Annotated in this window: 17 protein-coding genes and 1 other RNA gene; 9 read left to right on the forward strand and 9 right to left on the reverse strand. The window is 74.4% G+C overall.

The window, feature by feature from the left end:
* The first annotated feature begins 56 nt into the window (after positions 1-56).
* Positions 57-2423, forward strand: coding sequence for a bifunctional SulP family inorganic anion transporter/carbonic anhydrase (locus tag FZ103_RS20695; RefSeq protein WP_156003524.1), 2367 nt, complete (start codon positions 57-59; stop codon positions 2421-2423).
* Between the two features lie 67 nt (positions 2424-2490).
* Here FZ103_RS20695 and FZ103_RS25695 read toward each other — a convergent pair whose 3' ends face one another.
* The 5 genes from FZ103_RS25695 to FZ103_RS20715 all read right to left on the reverse strand — a co-directional run bounded on the left by FZ103_RS25695 (position 2491) and on the right by FZ103_RS20715 (position 6238).
* Complete coding sequence (locus FZ103_RS25695) at positions 2491-2622, reverse strand: hypothetical protein (RefSeq protein ID WP_255430174.1); 132 nt, start codon at positions 2620-2622, stop codon at positions 2491-2493.
* A gap of 316 nt (positions 2623-2938) precedes the next feature.
* An RNA gene (gene rnpB / locus FZ103_RS20700) (RNase P RNA component class A) lies at positions 2939-3319 on the reverse strand.
* Positions 3320-3375: 56 nt separating this feature from the next.
* The gene (locus FZ103_RS20705; protein WP_156003525.1) at positions 3376-4554 is read right to left on the reverse strand and encodes a bifunctional RNase H/acid phosphatase; all 1179 of its coding nucleotides are present in this window, start codon (positions 4552-4554) and stop codon (positions 3376-3378) included.
* A gap of 36 nt (positions 4555-4590) precedes the next feature.
* Entirely contained in the window at positions 4591-5334 is a 744-nt protein-coding gene (locus FZ103_RS20710) for a C4-type zinc ribbon domain-containing protein (RefSeq protein WP_186356609.1), read from the reverse strand.
* An 85-nt stretch (positions 5335-5419) separates the two neighbouring features.
* On the reverse strand, positions 5420-6238 hold the full coding sequence (locus tag FZ103_RS20715) for a Nif3-like dinuclear metal center hexameric protein (RefSeq protein ID WP_343233659.1): 819 nt from the start codon (positions 6236-6238) through the stop codon (positions 5420-5422).
* A gap of 253 nt (positions 6239-6491) precedes the next feature.
* Between FZ103_RS20715 and FZ103_RS20720 the strand changes: the two genes are divergently transcribed.
* Entirely contained in the window at positions 6492-6992 is a 501-nt protein-coding gene (locus FZ103_RS20720; RefSeq protein ID WP_186356610.1) for an LURP-one-related family protein, read from the forward strand.
* Between the two features lie 37 nt (positions 6993-7029).
* On the opposite strand, the gene FZ103_RS20725 is transcribed toward FZ103_RS20720, so the two are convergent.
* Positions 7030-7449 (reverse strand): hypothetical protein, encoded by a 420-nt coding sequence (locus tag FZ103_RS20725; RefSeq protein WP_156003528.1) that lies wholly within the window; start codon positions 7447-7449, stop codon positions 7030-7032.
* Positions 7450-7496: 47 nt separating this feature from the next.
* On the opposite strand from FZ103_RS20725, the gene FZ103_RS20730 reads away from it, so the two are divergent.
* On the forward strand, positions 7497-8363 hold the full coding sequence (locus FZ103_RS20730) for a deoxyribonuclease IV (RefSeq protein WP_156003529.1): 867 nt from the start codon (positions 7497-7499) through the stop codon (positions 8361-8363).
* A 125-nt stretch (positions 8364-8488) separates the two neighbouring features.
* Here the strand turns inward: FZ103_RS20730 and FZ103_RS20735 are convergent, their stop codons facing one another.
* Positions 8489-9106 (reverse strand): hypothetical protein, encoded by a 618-nt coding sequence (locus tag FZ103_RS20735; RefSeq protein ID WP_186356611.1) that lies wholly within the window; start codon positions 9104-9106, stop codon positions 8489-8491.
* 366 nt (positions 9107-9472) lie between these two features.
* Between FZ103_RS20735 and FZ103_RS20740 the strand changes: the two genes are divergently transcribed.
* The 3 genes from FZ103_RS20740 (at position 9473) to FZ103_RS25700 (ending at position 10643) form a co-directional block, all read left to right on the forward strand.
* Positions 9473-9805 (forward strand): hypothetical protein, encoded by a 333-nt coding sequence (locus FZ103_RS20740; protein WP_156003815.1) that lies wholly within the window; start codon positions 9473-9475, stop codon positions 9803-9805.
* Positions 9806-9890: 85 nt separating this feature from the next.
* Positions 9891-10508 (forward strand): ATP-binding protein, encoded by a 618-nt coding sequence (locus tag FZ103_RS20745; RefSeq protein WP_186356612.1) that lies wholly within the window; start codon positions 9891-9893, stop codon positions 10506-10508.
* Positions 10509-10517: 9 nt separating this feature from the next.
* A complete protein-coding gene (locus FZ103_RS25700; protein WP_255430175.1) occupies positions 10518-10643 on the forward strand; it encodes a hypothetical protein in 126 nt (41 codons plus the stop codon).
* Between the two features lie 65 nt (positions 10644-10708).
* On the opposite strand, the gene FZ103_RS20750 is transcribed toward FZ103_RS25700, so the two are convergent.
* On the reverse strand, positions 10709-11314 hold the full coding sequence (locus FZ103_RS20750) for a hypothetical protein (RefSeq protein WP_186356613.1): 606 nt from the start codon (positions 11312-11314) through the stop codon (positions 10709-10711).
* 36 nt (positions 11315-11350) lie between these two features.
* Positions 11351-12541, reverse strand: coding sequence for a VLRF1 family aeRF1-type release factor (locus FZ103_RS20755; RefSeq protein WP_255430176.1), 1191 nt, complete (start codon positions 12539-12541; stop codon positions 11351-11353).
* Positions 12542-13041: 500 nt separating this feature from the next.
* Between FZ103_RS20755 and FZ103_RS20760 the strand changes: the two genes are divergently transcribed.
* The 3 genes from FZ103_RS20760 (at position 13042) to FZ103_RS20770 (ending at position 17404) form a co-directional block, all read left to right on the forward strand.
* Complete coding sequence (locus tag FZ103_RS20760) at positions 13042-15426, forward strand: Tex family protein (RefSeq protein WP_343233626.1); 2385 nt, start codon at positions 13042-13044, stop codon at positions 15424-15426.
* Between the two features lie 62 nt (positions 15427-15488).
* A complete protein-coding gene (locus tag FZ103_RS20765) occupies positions 15489-16394 on the forward strand; it encodes a transposase (protein WP_186356614.1) in 906 nt (301 codons plus the stop codon).
* A gap of 512 nt (positions 16395-16906) precedes the next feature.
* On the forward strand, positions 16907-17404 hold the full coding sequence (locus tag FZ103_RS20770; RefSeq protein ID WP_186356615.1) for a GNAT family N-acetyltransferase: 498 nt from the start codon (positions 16907-16909) through the stop codon (positions 17402-17404).
* Positions 17405-17583: the final 179 nt, after the last annotated feature.

Consider the following 17583-nt stretch of genomic DNA (forward strand, 5'->3'; position numbering starts at 1 on the left):
GCCGCGAGGCCGCTGTCCCCAAGCGCCGTTCCGTTCGCGACCCACCGGGGGTAGACATGCGCGAAGACGCCCAGGGAACACCGACCCCGCACGGAGAGGAGGCCCGCCGCCCGCTCTCCCGCATCCGCTCCCTGCCGTTACTGAGCAACCCCTCCGGCGACCTCGCCGCCTCGCTCGTGGTGTTCCTGGTGGCCGTGCCCCTGTCGCTGGGCATCGCCGTCGCCTCCGGGGCCCCGCTCATCGCCGGGATCATCGCCGCCGTCGTGGGCGGGATCGTGGGCGCCCTCGCCGGAGGATCGGCGGTGCAGGTCAGCGGGCCCGCAGCCGGGCTCACCATCATCGTCGCCGACCTGGTCACCGCCTACGGATGGCGGGTCACCTGCCTGATCACCCTGCTGGCCGGGCTGCTGCAGATCGCCTTGGGCGCCTGCCGCATCGCCCGGGCCGCGCTGGCGGTCTCCCCGGCCGTCATCCACGGCATGCTGGCCGGGGTCGGCGTCACGATCGCCCTCGCCCAGCTGCACGTGCTGCTCGGCGGAGACCCCCAGAGCTCGGCACCCGCCAACGTCGCCGAACTGCCCCGCCAACTCCTCGACAACCACACGCCCACAGTCGCGGTCGGGCTGCTGACCATCGCTGTGGTGCTGGTGTGGCCGCGGCTGCCCGGGCTGCGCCGCCTGCGCCGACTGCCCGCGGCGCTGGTCGCCGTCACCGCCGCCACGGTCGTCGCCGCCGCGGCCGGCTGGCGGGTCGACCGCGTCGATCTGCCCGACTCCCCGACCGCCGTCTGGACCGGCCCGGTGCTGCCCGAGGCCGGCGACCTGCACGGGGTGGCCCTCGGCGTAGCGGCGGTCGCCCTCGTGGCGAGCGTGGAGTCGCTGCTGTGCGCCATGGCCGTCGACCGCCTGCACGACGGCCCGCGCGTCGACCTCAACCGCGAACTCGTCGGACAGGGTGCCGCCAACGCCGCCAGCGGAACCCTGGGCGGCCTGCCCGTCGCCGGCGTGATCGTGCGCAGCACCACCAACGCCCGCGCGGGGGCGCGCACGCCGCTGGCGGCGATGCTGCACGGCGTGTGGATCCTGGTGTTCATCGCCCTGTTCGCCCATGCCGTCGAGCTCATCCCGCTGGCCGCGCTCGCGGGTCTGCTCGTGGTGATCGGTCTGCGCATGGTCGACCTCGCCCACCTGCGCGACCTGCGGCGCCACCGCGAGGCCAGCGTCTACGTGGCGGCGCTGCTGGCGGTGGTCGCCTTCGGACTGCTGGAGGGCGTCGTCATCGGCTTCGCCCTGTCGGTGCTGGTCTCGCTGCGCCGACTGACCCGGGTGAGCGTCCTCACCGAGGAGCGCGAAGGGCGGTGGCACATCGTCGTGCAGGGATCGCTGACCTTCCTGGGCGTCCCCCGCGTCGCCCACGTCCTGCGCACCGTGCCCAGCGGGGCCCACGTCGATCTGGACCTGCACGTGGACTTCATGGACCACGCCGCGTTCGAGTCCATCCACGCCTGGCGCCTGGACCACGAGCGCACCGGCGGCAGCGTCGACATCGACGAGGTGCACGAGAACTGGTACGAGCGGCGCTCCCGGCAGGCCCCGCCCGCCGGCAAGACCGCGCCGGGCGGGCAGGCGAGGTGGTGGGCCCCCTGGGGGATGCGCGGCGGCTTCGACCCCGCGGCTCCGCCCTCGGGCCTGCTGCTCAGCGGCGCGCGCGAGTACCACGCCGGCACGGCCGCGCGGCTGCGGGCGCTGATGGGTCGGCTGGCGCTCCGGCAGCGCCCCAAGGCCCTGTTCCTCACCTGCGCGGACTCACGCGTGGTGCCCAACCTCATCACCGCAAGCGGGCCCGGTGACCTGTTCACGGTGCGCAACATCGGCAACCTCGTCCCGCGCCGCGACGGCGAGCGCGGCGACGACTCCGTGGGTGCCGCGATCGAGTACGCCGTCACGGTGCTGGAGGTGCCGTCGGTCGTCGTGTGCGGACACTCCCACTGCGGGGCGATGAAGGCGCTGCTGGAGGGCACCGGCGAACCCGATGCCCAGCTCGGCCAGTTGGGGTGCTGGCTCGCCCACGGCGAGGACAGCCTCGCCCGAGCCGGCGCCGACCTGCTGCGCGCCGCCCCGGCGCCGGAGGCGATGCGCCGCCTCTCCCAGGCCAACGTCGTCCAGCAGCTGGAGAACCTGCTCACCTATCCGGCCGTGCGGCAGCGCTTCGAGCAGGGCCGCCTGGAACTGTCGGGGATGTACTACGACCTGGAGTCGGCCGAGGTCTACCTTCTCGACGCCCACGGGGAATTCGTGCCGGTTCCCGCCGAGCCGGGCGCGGACGGCCGCCCGGCCGCGGACGAGCCGGAGGGCGCCGCGCCGGCTCTCACCCGCGCGCCCGGGCCCGAGCGCGCCCCGGCGGCGCCGTCCGGGGCGCCCTGATCCGAGCGGCGGCCCCTCGGGGCGCGCACCCGGTCACCGGGCCGCGCCGCCCCGAGGGACGCGCCGCTCAGTCGTCTTCCCTCCAGTCGTCGCGCCCGTCCTTGCGGACCTCGGAGGAGTGGTACAGGGCGAACGCGACGATGAGGACGATCGCGATGATCGGCAGGGCGAAAAGGATCACCCACCAGGTCGTGGACAAGGCAGCTCTCACCGGAACCCGACTCGCAGACGGCACGGGCGCATGTCCGCGCCCGTGGTCGGCCCCCGCACGGCGCCTCGCGGAGACCGTCCTGACCCTTCCCAATCTATCGCCGACCGAGCGCCCCTCCGCTCACAGATCCCCGTGTGCACGGGACTTTTCGGCCGCGGCGGCGTCCGAGCGGCGCGCCCCGGCGCGAGCGGGAGGCGAATGCAGGCGGAGCGCGCCGAAACGCCCGCGGCCGTCGGGCGGCGCGGCGGCGTGTGGGACGTATCCGGAACACGGGCGCGCCGGAACCGAATAAGCGCAGATCACGGGGGAGAGTCGGCCGGTAAGCCGGATTCTGTCGGTCCCTGGGGACCGGGCGGCCATCCATCTGGGACTGCCGTTGCCGGCAGCCTCGGTGCGGTCTACCCGCGGACCTCGGGCGGGCCGCCCTCGAACGTCCGCGCAGGGGACCGGGGTCCCCTTTTTTGACCTTGCTCCGGGTGGGGTTTACCAAGCCGACCGGATCGCTCCGGCCGCTGGTGGTCTCTTACACCACCGTTTCACCCTTACCACCGCGCAGCGGTGGCGGTCTGCTTTCTGTGGCACTTTCCCGCGGGTCGCCCCGGGTCGGTGTTACCGACCACCCTGCCCTGTGGAGTCCGGACTTTCCTCGGCACCGCGCAGGTGCCGCGACCGCCTGGCCGACTCTCCCTCACCTGCATCGTATCGCGCCGTGTGCCTGCTCGCCGACCGCGCGCGGGGCGCTCAGGCGCGGTCGGTCCCGAGGTGGCCGGTGTCGTTCAGGGACCGGACCAGCATCGGGCCGTCGCTGAAGCAGTCGATCCGCGAGAGGCAGCCCACGTCCAGGTGCATGCGGTAGATCGCCTCCAGCGGCGCCAGCAGGGCCTGCTGCAGCAGGATCTTGATCGGCGTGACGTGGCTGACCACCAGCACGGTGCGGCCGGCATGGCGGGCGAGGAGCTTGTCGCGCGCCTCGGCCACACGTTCGGCCGCCGCCGCGAAGCTCTCGCCGCCCTCGGGCGCAGCGGAGGTGTCGGCCAACCACCTCTCCAGCTCCCCCGGGCGGCTGCTGCGCACCTCGCCGAAGGTCATGCCCTCCCAGGCGCCGAAGTCGGCCTCGCGCAGCCCCTCGGCGACCTCGACCGGCAGCGACAGCTCCGCCGCGATCGGTTCGGCGGTCTCGCGGGCGCGGCGCAGGGGCGAGGAGACCACCGCGTCGATGCCCGCGGAGGCCAGATGCCGGGCGGCGGCCCGCGCCTGGGCGTGTCCGGTGCCGGTGAGGCCGATGTCGCCGACCCCGGCGAAGCGCCGCTCGACCGACAACGGAGTCTCGCCGTGGCGCAGCAGCACCAGCCGGGTCGGAGCGGTGTCGGGGGCCGCCCATCCCGTGGCCGCGGGCTGCGGCGCCGTGGTGCCCGCGCCGCCGGCGGGCGCCGCCGGCTTCTCGCCGCCGGCCGGCCCGCCGTCCGGGCGGGCGGGTTCCGCGGCGTTCAGCTGCACCGGCCTCCCCTCGGCCGCGGCGTCCATGGCCTCGTTGGCCAGGCGGTCGGCGTGGGCGTTGTCGGCCCGCGGCACCCAGACGTAGTCGACGCCCGCGAACGCGGCGGCCTTGGCGCGGGCCTGCTCGGCCAGCGGCCGCAGGTCGGCGTGCTTGATCCGCCAGCGCCCCGACAGCTGCTCGACCACGAGCTTGGAGTCAAGCCGCGCCTCGACGGAGGATCCCGGCGCGATGCCCTCGGCGGCGGCCAGGCCGGCGATCAGCCCGCGGTACTCGGCGACGTTGTTGGTGGCCGTCCCGATCGGCTCGGCGACCTCGGCCAGCACCTCGCCGGTGGCCGCGTCGCGGACCACGGCGCCGAATCCGGCCGGCCCGGGGTTGCCGCGCGATCCCCCATCAGCCTCGATCACCAGTCGCCTGCTCATCTGCTACCTCCTGCCCGTACCGGCCGCCCGGCCCGCTTACAGCCCCGAATCGCCGGTGCGCACGAGGATGCGGCGGCACTGGTCGCAGCGCAGCACCTCGTCCTCGGGCGCCTGGCGGATCTCGGCCAGCTCGGCGGTGCTCAGCGCGAGCTTGCAGCCCTCGCAGCGGCCGTAGCGCAGCGCAGCCGCGCCGACGCCCTCGTGCTGGTCGCGCAACTTGGTGTAGAAGGCGATCAGATCGTCGGGGATCTCGGCGGCGACGCGCTCGCGCCGGGTGAACTCGGTGGCGCGGTCGGCCTCGATGTCGCCCACCGCGGTGGCGCGCCGCTCCTCGGCGGCGTCGCGTTCGGTTTCGAGGGACTCCAGCTCCTTGCGCAGCTCGGCCTCCTCGGACTCCAGGCCCTCGCGCCGCTCCATCACCTCCAGCACGATCTCCTCCAGCTCGGACTGGCGGCGCTGCAGCGAGGCGATCTCCGACTGCAGGTGCTCGAGGTCCTTGGGCGAGCCGACCTGGCCGGAGTCCAGGCGTTTGGAGTCGCGGTCGGCACGGGTGCGCACCTGGTCGACGTCGGACTCGGCCTTGCGCTGCTCGCGGTCGAGGTCCGACAGCGCCGTGGTCAGGGCGGTCCGCCTGTCGCGCAGCTCGGCGAGCCGCGTGTCCAGCCGCTGGACCTCGGCGTTCTCGGGCAGGTTGCGCATGCGGTAGGCGAGCTGGGCGAGGCGGCTGTCGATCTCCTGGAGATCGAGAAGGCGCAGCTGGTGGTCCGGTTCTGCTTTCACTTGGGTTCAGGACTCCTTATTGCCGGCGTCGGAGGCGGTGGCAGCGCTGCACGGGACATCGGCCGCGGCCTCGGAGCTGGTCGGCTCACAGCACCAGGGACCAGGCGTCGGTGACGATCTCGGATACGCGGGTCTCCACGTTAGCCCGTTCGCCCCCCAGCGCGCTCACCAGCCGGGCGGCGCCCTCGGAGAGCCAGGGCCACTCGCTGGCCCAGTGCGCGGTGTCGATGAGGGCGATGTCGCCGTGCTCGGCGAACTCCGAGGCGGGGTGGTGGCGCAGATCGGAGGTGAGGAAGACGTCCACCCCGGCCGCGCGGGCGCGGTCGAGCAGGGAGTCGCCCGCCCCGCCGGAGACCGCGACGCGCTGGACGGGGCGCTCGGCGTCGCCGCTGACGCGGACGCCCCCGGCGGTGCGCGGCAGCCCTGCGGCGGCGCGCGCGGCGAACTCGCGCAGCGGCATGGGCTCGGGCAGGGACCCCACCCGGCCGATGCCGCGCCGCCCGGCGGGATCGGTCGGATCGGGCTCCAGCGGGGTGAGCGGGCCGGGCAGGCCCACCGCCGCGGCCAGCGCGTCGGAGACGCCGGGGGCGGCGGTGTCGGCGTTGGTGTGCGCGGTGTAGAGGGCGGTCCCGGTGGAGATCAGCCGGTGCACGAGCCGGCCCTTGGGCGTGGTGGCGGCGACGCTGGTGACACCGCGCAGCAGCAGCGGATGGTGGGTGACGACGAGGTCGGCTTCCCACTCGCGGGCCTCGTCGGCGACCTCGGCGACCGGGTCGACGGCGAAGAGTACGCGGCGCACCGGTTGGGCGGGATCTCCGCACACCAGGCCCACGGCGTCCCAGGACGCCGCCCAGGCGGGATCATAGAGGCCCTCGAAGGCGCGGATCACATCGTGCAGGCTCACAGCGGCAGGCGATTCGCTCACGCACCGCACCATAGCGCCCTCGGCCCTTGCGCGCGGGCGGCGTCCACAGCCTCCCGGCATCGGTCGGGGCGGGCGGGTGCGGCCGGGCGGTCGGCCGCCGCCGCTCGGGCGCTGCGAGGGCCGGCGGCCGTGGGCCGCCGCGGCGGCCTTGCCGCGCCCCCTCGCCTCTCTTAGCGTCGAGGCAGCGCCGGACTCCCGGGTCGGCGCACCGCGCGGAAGGACGGCCCCAGCCGTGAAACTCCTCGTTCGCGAACGCGTCTTCGACATCGGCGACGACTTCTGGGTCACCGACGAAGTCGGGCAGCGGGTCTTCTGGGTCGACGGCAAGGCGATGCGGTTGCGCACCACGTTCCAGTTGAAGGATCCCCGGGGAAACGAGCTCCTGGCGATCCGCAAGAAGCTGGTGAGCGTGCGCGACGCCATGCGCATCGAGCGCGGCGGCGAAACGGTGGCCACCGTGCGCAAGCGCATGTTCAACCCGGTCCGGGACAAGCTCGTGGTCGACCTCGACCAGGGCGAGGACTGGGAGGTCACCGGGGACTTCCTCGGCAAGGAGTACGTGATCTCCGACGCCGGGGGTACCGTCGCCCACATCTCCCGGAAGTGGTTCCGCCTGCGCGACACCTACGCGGTGGACGTCAACACCCACCGGTCCGACGCCGGGGGCGATCCCGCCCTGGTGATCAGCGTGGCCGTGTGCGTCGAGGCGCTCACCGAAGACGACGGCGACTGACGGCGCGCACCGCCGCCACCGCGGACGCGGCGGAGGCTCACACCCGCGCGGAGGGGACGCGCGGTGCGGTGCAGCCGGCCGCATAGACCCCGATGGCCCCGGAGACCGCGCCCAGCACCAGCCAGACCGCCGCCACGCCCGGCAGCGCCGGATCGCCCCACCCGACCAGGGCCAGCAGCAGGTAGCACACCAGCCCGAACACGGTCGCCGCGCCGGCCCGCGGCACCCGCCACAGCCGCAGCAGCCACCAGCACAGCAGCGGTGTGGCCACGAGGCGCACCGCAAGGGCGCCCAGGCCCAGCCCGATGTTGGCGCCGACCACCTGGTCGGCGGTGAGCGACCCGACCAGCGACGCTGCGCCGTAGACCACCAGCCCCACGCCCGCGGTGCCCGCGCAGCCGACGGCGGCGCCGCGGGCGATGAGGCGCCAATCCGGCGCCAGGCGACTCCCGGTCATGTCATCCATCATTCCCGGCCGCGGAACGCCCTAAGCTGTGGACGACCATGACTGATCTGCCTGTATCCCCGATCGGGGCACACGTTCCCGTGGCCGGCGGCCTGGCCACCCGCGGGCTCGCCTACGCCGCCGACATCGACGCCGAGGCCGTCCAGGTCTTCGTCTCCAACCCGCGCGGCTGGGCCATGAGCCCCGGCAGCCCGGAGGAGGACGCCAAGCTGCGCGAGCGCACCGACCTGCCGGTGTTCGTACACGCCAACTATCTGATCAACCTGGGCTCTCCCGACGACACCATCTGCGAGCGCTCGGTGGCCGCCCTGGAGCACGCGCTGCGGCGGGGCGCCGCCATCGGCGCGCGCGGGGTCGTCGTGCACACCGGCTCGGCGGTGCGCGGGGGCCGCGAGGAAGGGCTGGCCCGGATGCGCGAGCGGCTGCTGCCGCTGCTGGAGGAGCTGGGCGAGGAGGTCCCGCAGGTCCTGCTGGAGCCGATGGCCGGGCAGGGGCAGGTGCTGTGCGCGACGGTCGAGGACCTGGCGGAGTACCTTGCCGCTCTGGACTGGCACCCGCGGGCGGGGGTGTGCCTGGACACCGCCCACGCCTTCGCCGCCGGCCACGACGTCGCCACGCACGCGGGCATGGCGGCGCTGCTGGACCGCTTCGGCGAGGTGGTCGGTGCGGAGCGGCTGCGGCTCGTCCACGCCAACGACTCCAAGGAGGCCTGCGGCAGCGCCAAGGACCGCCACGAGAACATCGGGGCCGGCTACATCGGCGCCGAGCCCTTCGGTGCGCTGTTCGGGCATCCGGTGAGCGCGGGAGTCCCCGTGGTATGCGAGACGCCGGGCCCGGCCAAGCCGCACGCGGCCGACGTGGCGACGCTGAAGGGGCTGCGCGAAGGCCGTTCCGCAGGCGCCTGACCGCTTCTGGCGCACCGGCCGCGGCCGCGCTCCCGGGTCTCGCCGGGCCGCGGCGCGGGGCCGGATACGGCGCGGCCGCCCGGCCGGGCGGCCGCGCCCCTGCGCTCGGCCGATTCGCCGGAGCGTCAGCTCATCGGCTGCTCGTGCTTGCCGGGGCGCGTCCCCGGCGGGCGCTCCCCGGCGGCCTGCCGCGCCTCCTGGGTACTGGCGCCGCCGTAGCGCTCGCGCTCGGCCGCGCCCGGCTCGGCGTAGCCCTCGACCGCGCCGGCCTCGGGCGCCCGTTCGCCGCCCGCTCCGTGCTCGCGGGCGCCGGCGGGCGCCCGGGCGTCGGCCCGGCCGGCCGCGTAGGCGTCGTCGCCGGCCGGAGCGCGCTCGGACCAGCCCGCTGTGGCGCCGTAGACGATGAGCACGTCGACGGCGATGACCACCAGGGACCACACGGGGTGGGCGTCGATGAACGCCAGCTGGGCGAAGGCGTTCGCCGCGGCGATCACGGCGACCAGCGCGCGCGCCCAGATCCGGCCGGAGATCATCGCGGCGGCCGCGACGACCAGGACGATCCCCCAGATGCCCAGGATCAGGCCCCAGACCGTGAAGTCGAAGACGAGGATCTCGCCTTCGGTCGCGAGGAAGTACTCGGGTGTGAACAGTGCGATGATGCCCTGCACGATGTTCACGGCGCCCACCACGAACAGCATGGTGGCGGCGAAGGCGGCCCAGCCGCCCGCCCGCGATCGCTTCATGGCGTGCTCCTCCCAGGACGAGGGGCGTGTCTCAAGCCCCTGACCGCCGCCCGCCCGCTTTGTCAGCACTCGATCTCGCCTTACGATGCACGACACACATCGGCGGGATCCACAGGCGGCTCGCCAGAAACGGGTAAAACAGCACAAAAAAGAAATGCCCCGGGCGGTGTCGTCCGGCGGCCCGCAGGCGGGCACACGCTCTCCCGCCGCCCGGCGCGGCCACCGGGGGCGGGACGCGGGGCCGCGGCCATGGCGCGCGGCCGGATGCGGACGCACAATGGTTGCCAGAACGCGGGTCCCGCGGCCGGGGGACGCGCGTCGTCGGCCACAATGGACGATGACGGACATCGGAGGGCGGTGCACAGCATGGAGCCGGTGAGCCTGGTACTGGGGGCCGCCATCGCTCTCGGCGGGGTGATGATCGGCCGCATGCTGCCGCGCCGCAGGCAGCAGCCCGCTCCGCCGCCGCAGCCCGCGGTCGCCGCCAAGCCCAGCACGCCCCAGCCCATCTGCGGCTGCGGCCACCACCTGGTCTTCCACGAGCACGAGACCAAGAGGTGCCAGGCGCAGGTGGTCATCCCCGGCCGCTGGGTCGGCCAGAGCGGCGGCACCTACCGCCCCTGCATGTGCCAGGGCTACCGCGGCCCGGTCCCGGTGGACGAGTACTACGCCCCCGACATCCTGGGCGGCGACTCCTGATCGGGACTCCTGTTCGGCGGGCGGGCCGGGGCCGGGTGCGGCCGGTGGCGCCGCGGCGTGGTCGGGCATCAGCGGAGGAGCCGTCGTGAGCGGTGACGGAGCCGCGCCGCGGGCGGCGGTGTGGGTGGTCGCGGGGGCGCCCGGGGCCGGCAAGTCGACCGTGGCCGACCTGCTGCTGGCACGGCTGGACCCCGTCCCCGCCCTGCTGGACAAGGACACGCTGTTCAGCGGATTCGTGGCCGAGGTGCTCACCGCGCACGGCCGCCCCTACGGCGAGCGCGAGGGCGCCTGGTACGACGAGCACGTCAAGGCCCACGAGTACGGCGGCATGACCGCGGCGGCGGCGCAGATCCGCGCGGCGGGCTGCCCGGTGATGCCGGTCGCCCCCTTCACCGGCCAGATCCGCGATCCCCGGCGGTGGCGGGCCTGGGTCGCCGAGCTGGGCGGCGAGCCGGTGCGGCTGGTGTGGGTGGCCAGCGACGGCGCAACGCTGCGCGCCCGGATCGGCGGGCGGGGGCGCTCCCGCGACACCGGCAAGCTCGACGGGTTCGACGCCTTCGTGGCCCGGGTGCGCCCGGACGAGCCGCCTCCCGTCGAGCACATCGCGATCGACAACCGCCTCGGCGCCCGGCCGCTACCGGAGCAGGTGGCGGAGGCGGTGCGCCGCGGCGGCCGGTCGTATGGTCGCGCGGCCGGCGGGTAGACGGCCGGTATGGACAGCGCAACGCTCAATCTCATCTTCGCGGGAGCGATTCTCCTGGGCCTCCTGCTCATCCTGGGCGGCTTCGGACTGCTGATGCGGCGGCGGTCCCGGCGCGCCCGCCGCTACCGGCGCTGAGACCGCGCGGCGGGAACCGTCCCGCCGGGCGGGCGGAGCCGCCGATCGGCGCGCCCGGCCGGGCCTCAGCCCGCCGCATCCCCCGCGCCGCTGCCCGCCGCCGGGTCGGCGGGCAGCACGCGCTGCAGCAGCCCCCAGGTGAAGTCGGCGACGTAGCGCCCCCGCGCCCCCGCCTCGTCCGCAGCGCAGAAGGCCATCCGCCAGCGCGAGGGGGCGGTGCCCTCCATCGGGACCGCCGGCGCGAACGCGCGCGCCACGTCCTCGACCACGCAGGACCACGGGTGAAGTTCGCCCACGTGGCGGGGGCGGGGCGCGAACGCGTCCTCGGCGCGCACGAGCCACTCGTGCAGCACGGGCCCGCCGGCCAGGGCGACGACCTCGTAGCGCAGGTCGGGCCAGAGCGGCACCGGCCAGCGGTGCCATTCGCAGTCGAGGTCGCCCACGGCCCGCCGCCCACCGGCCTGCGCGGGTCCCAGCAGCGCCTCGTAGCGCCTGCGCCCCGACGGCGCGCGCGGCGAACGCAGCATCGCCTGCCAGCGCCGGTTGGCCTCGCGCATCTCGGTTCGCGAGGCGCCCAGCTCGTGCCGGGCCTCGTCCACCAGCTGCGGCTGGAAATCGGCCATGCGCCGCAGGAGCACGAGCTGGAAGGCCCGCGGCCCCGTCGGCTGCACCCCGCCACCTCCCTCGGGGGCGCCCCCGGCGGCCGCCTACCAGCGCAGCAGCGCCGCCACCCCGTCCTCCTCGGCCAGCACGGCGGCGGCCTCGGGCGGCAGCAGGGTGACTTCGGCGCCGGAGGTGAACCCCAGTTCGATCATGCGCTCGCCCAGGTCGGGCTCCTCGGCCATGGCGGCCGGGGACTCCCCGGGCGGCAGTTCACCATGAGGGTAGTACCGGCCGTCGGGTGCGCGCTGCCCGCGCAGTTCGCGCGTGCCGTCCAGCACCAGGTGGGCGACGCGGTGCTCGCGGAAGGCGCCGAGGGTGTCGCTGAGCCCGGTGGTGCCCAGGCCGCCGGCGAGTGCGGCCTCGCGCGCCTGCTCGGCGAGCGCGCGGCAGCGCCGCCGGCGGGCCTCGTCCAGCTCGGGCCGCACCAGTGCGGCGACCTCGGGCGCCGACAGGGACTCGGCGACCCGGTCCAGCAGCACGACGTCGCGGCGGCTGGGCGAGGACTCCAGTCCGCGGCGGACGACGTCGATGAGCCGGCGGTCGCCGGTGACGGCGACCGACTCCCAACCCTGCTCGTCGGCGATCTCGGTGATGCGTGGACGCAGCGAGGACAGGTAGCGCTGCAGGTGGTCCTCGACACGGCGGTCGAAGCGGTCGACCTGGCCCGCGGCGCGGGAGGGGGTACCGGTCTGCGCGGCCGACGCCGGAGCGCGCATGCTGCGCCAGTCGTCGGTGTCGAGTTCGAAGGCCAGCCGGGTGACCTCGCGGGCGACCCCGAAGCGCAGGTCGATCACGCGCACCCCTTCGTGGGAGACGGCCAGCACGCCCGCGGGCGCCCCGAAGGTGAGGGCGCCGGCCAGCGGACGCAGGTAGGGGCGCCGCTGCAGGACGGCGCAGTCGTCCAGCGGCATCTGCACGGTCAGTGTGTGCACCTCGTCGCGGCTGACCGGGGCGAACAGGGCTCTGCCCACGCCCGACTCCCCCGCGTCGAGGACGGTCTCGATCTCGGGCTGGAGCCGGTCCAGCCGCTCCAGGACAGCGGCCCGGCGCTCCTTGTCGCCGTCGTCGGCGGCGCCGTTGCGAACGGCGCCCAGGGCGTTTCCGACGGCCAGGCGCCAGGCCGGGGACGCCGACTTGTCGCGCGGGTCGGCGGTGGCGTACACGGTCAGCACGCCCATCTCGTCGTCCATGGCGGCCAGGTCGCGAACCGAGGTCGGATCCATGATCACGCTCATCCCGCCCATCGTCGATGTGCCTTCGGGCCGACCCGGAATCCGGGTCTCCTCCCTAACAGGAGACCAGGACAGCCTTCAACGCCGGGTAGCCGGTTGGTCACCCGCACTCAAAGATGCGGCGCAGGGGGCGGGGCGCGCCGCGCCGACGAGGGGTGTGCGGCGCGCCGACGGCCCTCCCCTCACGGCCGCCGGCGCGCCCTTCCGCCCTGCGGGCGACGGGTCTGCGACTCCGTGTCCGGGGCGGGGCTCCGCGGCGGTGCCGACCCGCGGCCGCCGCCCCGGGGGGGACGGGGCGCGCGGCTCCGCTCGGCCATACCACCGCGTCAACACGAACGCGCGCTGACCCCGCATCATTCCCGGCCAGGGACCTGCGGCCCTCGCCGGTCGGCGTGGCGAACCCGGCGCGCCCTGTGCCCGCCGCGGATCGCCGGTGTGACAACCGGGGGCGGGCCCAGGACAATGCAGCAGGTGACGATGACCGAGAAAGTGGACCAGCCAACGTGACGATCAGTATCGACCAGCGCATCGCCGAGGAGATCGGCGTCAGCCAGCACCGGGTGACCGCGGCCGTCGGGCTGCTCGACGACGGGGCCACGGTCCCCTTCGTCGCCCGCTACCGCAAGGAGGCGACCGGCGGGCTGGACGACGCCCAGTTGCGCCATCTCGAGGAGCGCCTGCGCTACCTGCGCGAGCTGGAGGAGCGCCGCGGCGTCATCCTGGAGTCCATCCGCTCCCAGGGCAAGCTCGACGAGGCTCTGGAAGCGCGCATCAACGAGGCCGACTCCAAGGCCCGGCTCGAAGACATCTACCTGCCCTACAAGCCCAAGCGCCGCACCAAGGCCCAGATCGCCCGCGAAGCCGGGCTGGAGCCGCTGGCGGACCTGCTGCTGGGCGATCCCGGGCAGGACCCGCAGACCGCCGCAGCGGGCCATGCCGACCCCGACAAGGGAGTCGCCGACGCCGCCGCCGCGCTGGAGGGCGCCCGCGCGATCCTGGTCGAGCGCTTCACCGAGGACGCCGACCTGGTCGGGGAGCTGCGCGAGCGCCTGTGGTCGCGCGGCCGCCTGGTCGCCCAGGTGCGCGAGGGCCGCGAGCAGGACGGCGCCAAGTTCGCCGACTACTTCGACTACGCCGAGGCGCTGACCGAGCTGCCCTCCCACCGCGTGCTGGCGATGTTCCGCGGCGAGAAGGAGGAGTTCCTCTCCCTCACCCTGCAGCCGGAGGACGACGAGCACTCCGCCGCCGACCCCGCGGCACCCGGCCCCTACGAGCGGGCGATCGCCGCGCGCTTCGGCATCGCCGACCGGGGCCGCCCCGCCGACCGCTGGCTGCTGGACTCGGTGCGCTGGGCCTGGCGCACCCGCGTGTTCGTCCGGCTGGACATCGACCTGCGCATGCGGCTGTGGCAGCACGCCGAGGACGCGGCCGTGGGGGTGTTCGCCGCCAACCTGCGCGATCTGCTGCTGGCCGCGCCCGCCGGCACCCGCCCGACCCTCGGGCTGGACCCGGGCCTGCGCACCGGCGTCAAGGTGGCGGTGGTCGACGCGACGGGCAAGGTGGTGGCCACCGACACGGTCTACCCGCACCCGCCCCAGCGGCGCTGGGACGAGGCGCTGGCGACCCTGGGCAAGCTGGTGCGCGAGCACGGCGTGGAGCTGGTGGCGATCGGCAACGGCACGGCGTCCCGCGAGACCGACAAGCTCGCGGGCGAGCTGGTGAAGCTCATGGGGGCCGGCGAACTCACCAAGGTCATGGTCTCCGAGGCCGGCGCCTCGGTCTACTCCGCATCGGCCTATGCCTCCCGGGAGCTGCCGGAGCTGGACGTGTCGCTGCGCGGCGCGGTGTCCATCGCCCGCCGGCTGCAGGACCCGCTCGCCGAGCTGGTCAAGATCGACCCGAAGTCCATCGGCGTGGGCCAGTACCAGCACGACCTGTCGGAGGCCAAGCTCTCCCGCACGCTCGACACCGTCGTGGAGGACTGCGTCAACGCGGTCGGCGTCGACGTCAACACCGCCTCGGTGCCGCTGCTGGCGCGGGTCTCGGGCATCAGTTCGGCGGTGGCGCAGAACATCGTCGACCACCGCGACGCCAACGGCCCCTTCACCACCCGCCAGGCGCTGAGCCGGGTGCCGCGGCTGGGCCCCAAGGCGTTCGAGCAGTGCGCCGGGTTCCTGCGGATCCGCGGGGGCGACGACCCGCTGGACGCCTCCAGCGTGCACCCGGAGTCCTACCCCGTTGTGCACCGCATCGTCGCGGCCACCGGCGGCGACGTCGCCTCGCTCATCGGCGACGGCGCGACGCTGCGCGCGCTGCGGCCCGAGGACTTCGTCGACGCCGAGTTCGGGCTGCCCACGGTCACCGACATCATCGCCGAGCTGGAGAAGCCCGGGCGCGACCCCCGGCCCGAGTTCGCCACGGCCTCGTTCAAGGAGGGCGTGGAGACTCTGGCCGACCTCCAGCGCGGGATGATCCTGGAGGGCGTGATCACCAACGTGGCGGCCTTCGGCGCGTTCGTGGACGTGGGCGTGCACCAGGACGGGCTCGTGCACGTTTCGGCGATGTCCAAGAGCTTCGTCAGCGACCCCCGCGAGGTGGCCAAGCCCGGCGACATCGTGCGGGTGAAGGTGATGGACGTCGACACCGACCGCAAGCGCATCTCGCTGAGCATGCGGTTGGACGACGACCCGGAGACCGGCGAGCGCGCCGGCGGCAAGGCCGGCGGCCGCAACGGCGGCGGCAGCGGGCGCGGCGGCCGCAAGGACGGTTCCCGCGACCGCAAGGGCGGCCGCCGCGACGACCGCGGCGCAGCCAAGGGCGCCGACGCGGGGGGCGGCGCCATGGCCGAAGCGCTGCGGCGGGCCGGGCTGGACAAGGGGCTCGGCTAGATGGTTGATGGGAGTTTTGCGGAACTCCTGCGGGCACGACGAAGGGCGCCCATGCTCAAGCTGTGAACACGAACCTGGACGCCCTTCTGATCGCACTCTATGTCCACCTGGACGACCACGTCCTGCCCTCGGGCAGGAAACCGGGAAAACGCGGCCCCAAACGGCTGCTCACCGACGCCGAACTCGTCTGCGTCGCCATCGCCCAAGTCCTGCTGCGCTGCGACTCCGAGCGCCACTGGATGCGCGCCGCCCCCGCGCGCATCGGCCACCTCTTCCCCCGCCTGCCCGGCCAATCCGAATACAACCGCCACCTGCGCGATGCGGCCCCCGCCCTGCTCGCCGCCTCCATGTGGCTGGCCCGCTCGGTTCCGACCTGGCACGAGAACCTGCGGCTGATGGACGGCACCCCCGTGCGCTGCGGCGCCTCCCGCGTCACGGTCAACCGCTCCGGGCTGGGCGAGATCGCCGGCTACGGCATGGACAAGTCCCACCACGCCTTCTACTGGGGCGCCAAACTCATGCTCGTCACCACCGCCGAGGGGGCGGTGTGCGCCTTCAGCCTGGCCCACCCCAAGGAACTGGACGAACGCAAGCAGGCCCTGCACCTGCTGCACGTCCACCAGGCCGCGCCCGGCCCGGGCCCGATCGTGTGCGACAAGGGCTTCGCCGGCGCCGGCATCGAGTCCGCCGTGGCCGCGACGGGACATACCATCGTGCGCCCCGCCCTGGAGTCCGAGAAGCAGCGCGGACACGGCCCCCGGCACTTCCCGGGCTGGCTGCGCCAGCGCATCGAGGCGGTGATCTGGACGTTGAAGAACCAGCTCGGACTGGAGCGCCACGCCGCCCGCACCGCCGAAGGGCTCTGGGCGCGCACCTGCCAGCGCATCTGTGCGCTCAACGCCGCGATCTGGCACAACTGGCTGATCGATGCCCCGGTCAAGCGGTCGCTGATCGCCTACGACCACTGACCAGGCCACCAAACTCCCATCAACGATCTAGACGATGTTCAAGAACGGCGGGGGCGCCGCTTTCGAGGAACCCACCGGGTACCACCGGGGGCGGTGACCATCGGGGGTGCGGCAATGGGTGCGCCTCGCGTAGCGCGATCCGCCCGCCCGTCAGCCCGCCACCACCCCATCGGAGACGCTTCGCGCCACGTGTTTCCTTGCCGCCGAGCGCACGCGGAACTTGTCAGGTGGAGCCGCACCATCGGTGGCGGGACTCCGGCGCGAAGGTGCGCCGTGCGCTCGGCGGCAAGCCGGCGCAGAACAAGTACGTGGCGCGAAGCGCCTCCGTTAGGGGCGGCGGCGGGTGACGGGTGGGATTCGCGCATCACAGCCCCATTGCCGCAGCCGCTGTGGTGTCCGGCTTCTTAAACAGGACGTAGACAGGATTCCACGGCCGGGGCGCGGCGGGCCCGCGCCCCGGCCCGCCGGGCTCCGGTGGCCCTGCCCGGTGCCGATGGGTCAGACTGTCACGGGTGGACGTCGAACTCTCCCCGGTGGCCGAGCAGCACAAGTCCGTATTGGCGAACCTGCTGCAGTTCCACCTGCACGACCTGTCGGAGCACCGCGGCGGGGGGCCGAGCCCGCACGCGACGTTCGACTATCCGTACCTGGACCACTACTTCACCGAGGAGGCCCGGGAGGCCTTCTTCATCGCCTCCGCCGGCCGCCTGGCGGGTTTCGCGCTCACCCGCCTCCTCGACGATCGGGTCCGGCATGTGGCGGAGTTCTTCATCCTCCGCGGGCGCCGCCGCCACGGCCTCGGCCGGGCCGCCGCCCACCTGCTGTTCCGCCGCCGACCGGGCACCTGGGAGCTCGCATTCGACCACGCCAACCGCCCCGCCGCGCGGTTCTGGCCCGGCGCGGTCGACGCCGTCGCCGCCGGCCCTGTCACCGTCGTCGAGCGGTATCCGCCCGAGACCGCGGTGCCCGGGACCCTGCTCCGCTTCGACGTCCCGGCCCCGCAGACCTAGGTTCAACAACGTCGGGGGCGCCGCCTTCGAGGAACCCCCGGGTACCCCTGGGGCGGCCGCCATCGGGGTTGCGGCGACGGGTGCGCCTCGCCTAGCGCGGTCCGGCCCCATGGCCGCAGCCGCTGTGGTGTCCGGATTCTTAACCAGGACGTAGACCCGGGCCCCGGATCGGCGGGCCC

It is taken from the genome of Streptomonospora sp. PA3 (genome assembly GCF_009728995.1).
Classification (GTDB): domain Bacteria; phylum Actinomycetota; class Actinomycetes; order Streptosporangiales; family Streptosporangiaceae; genus Streptomonospora.

Coding starts and splice junctions, on each gene's coding strand:
- FZ103_RS20740 (WP_156003815.1), top strand. CDS start 9,473: ATGGAGCCGGTGAGCCTGGTACTGGGGGCCGCCATCGCTCTCGGCGGG.
- FZ103_RS20755 (WP_255430176.1), bottom strand. CDS start 12,541: ATGAGCGTGATCATGGATCCGACCTCGGTTCGCGACCTGGCCGCCATG.
- FZ103_RS20725 (WP_156003528.1), bottom strand. CDS start 7,449: ATGACCGGGAGTCGCCTGGCGCCGGATTGGCGCCTCATCGCCCGCGGC.
- FZ103_RS20695 (WP_156003524.1), top strand. CDS start 57: ATGCGCGAAGACGCCCAGGGAACACCGACCCCGCACGGAGAGGAGGCC.
- FZ103_RS20735 (WP_186356611.1), bottom strand. CDS start 9,106: ATGAAGCGATCGCGGGCGGGCGGCTGGGCCGCCTTCGCCGCCACCATG.
- FZ103_RS20705 (WP_156003525.1), bottom strand. CDS start 4,554: ATGAGCAGGCGACTGGTGATCGAGGCTGATGGGGGATCGCGCGGCAAC.
- FZ103_RS25700 (WP_255430175.1), top strand. CDS start 10,518: ATGGACAGCGCAACGCTCAATCTCATCTTCGCGGGAGCGATTCTCCTG.
- FZ103_RS20730 (WP_156003529.1), top strand. CDS start 7,497: ATGACTGATCTGCCTGTATCCCCGATCGGGGCACACGTTCCCGTGGCC.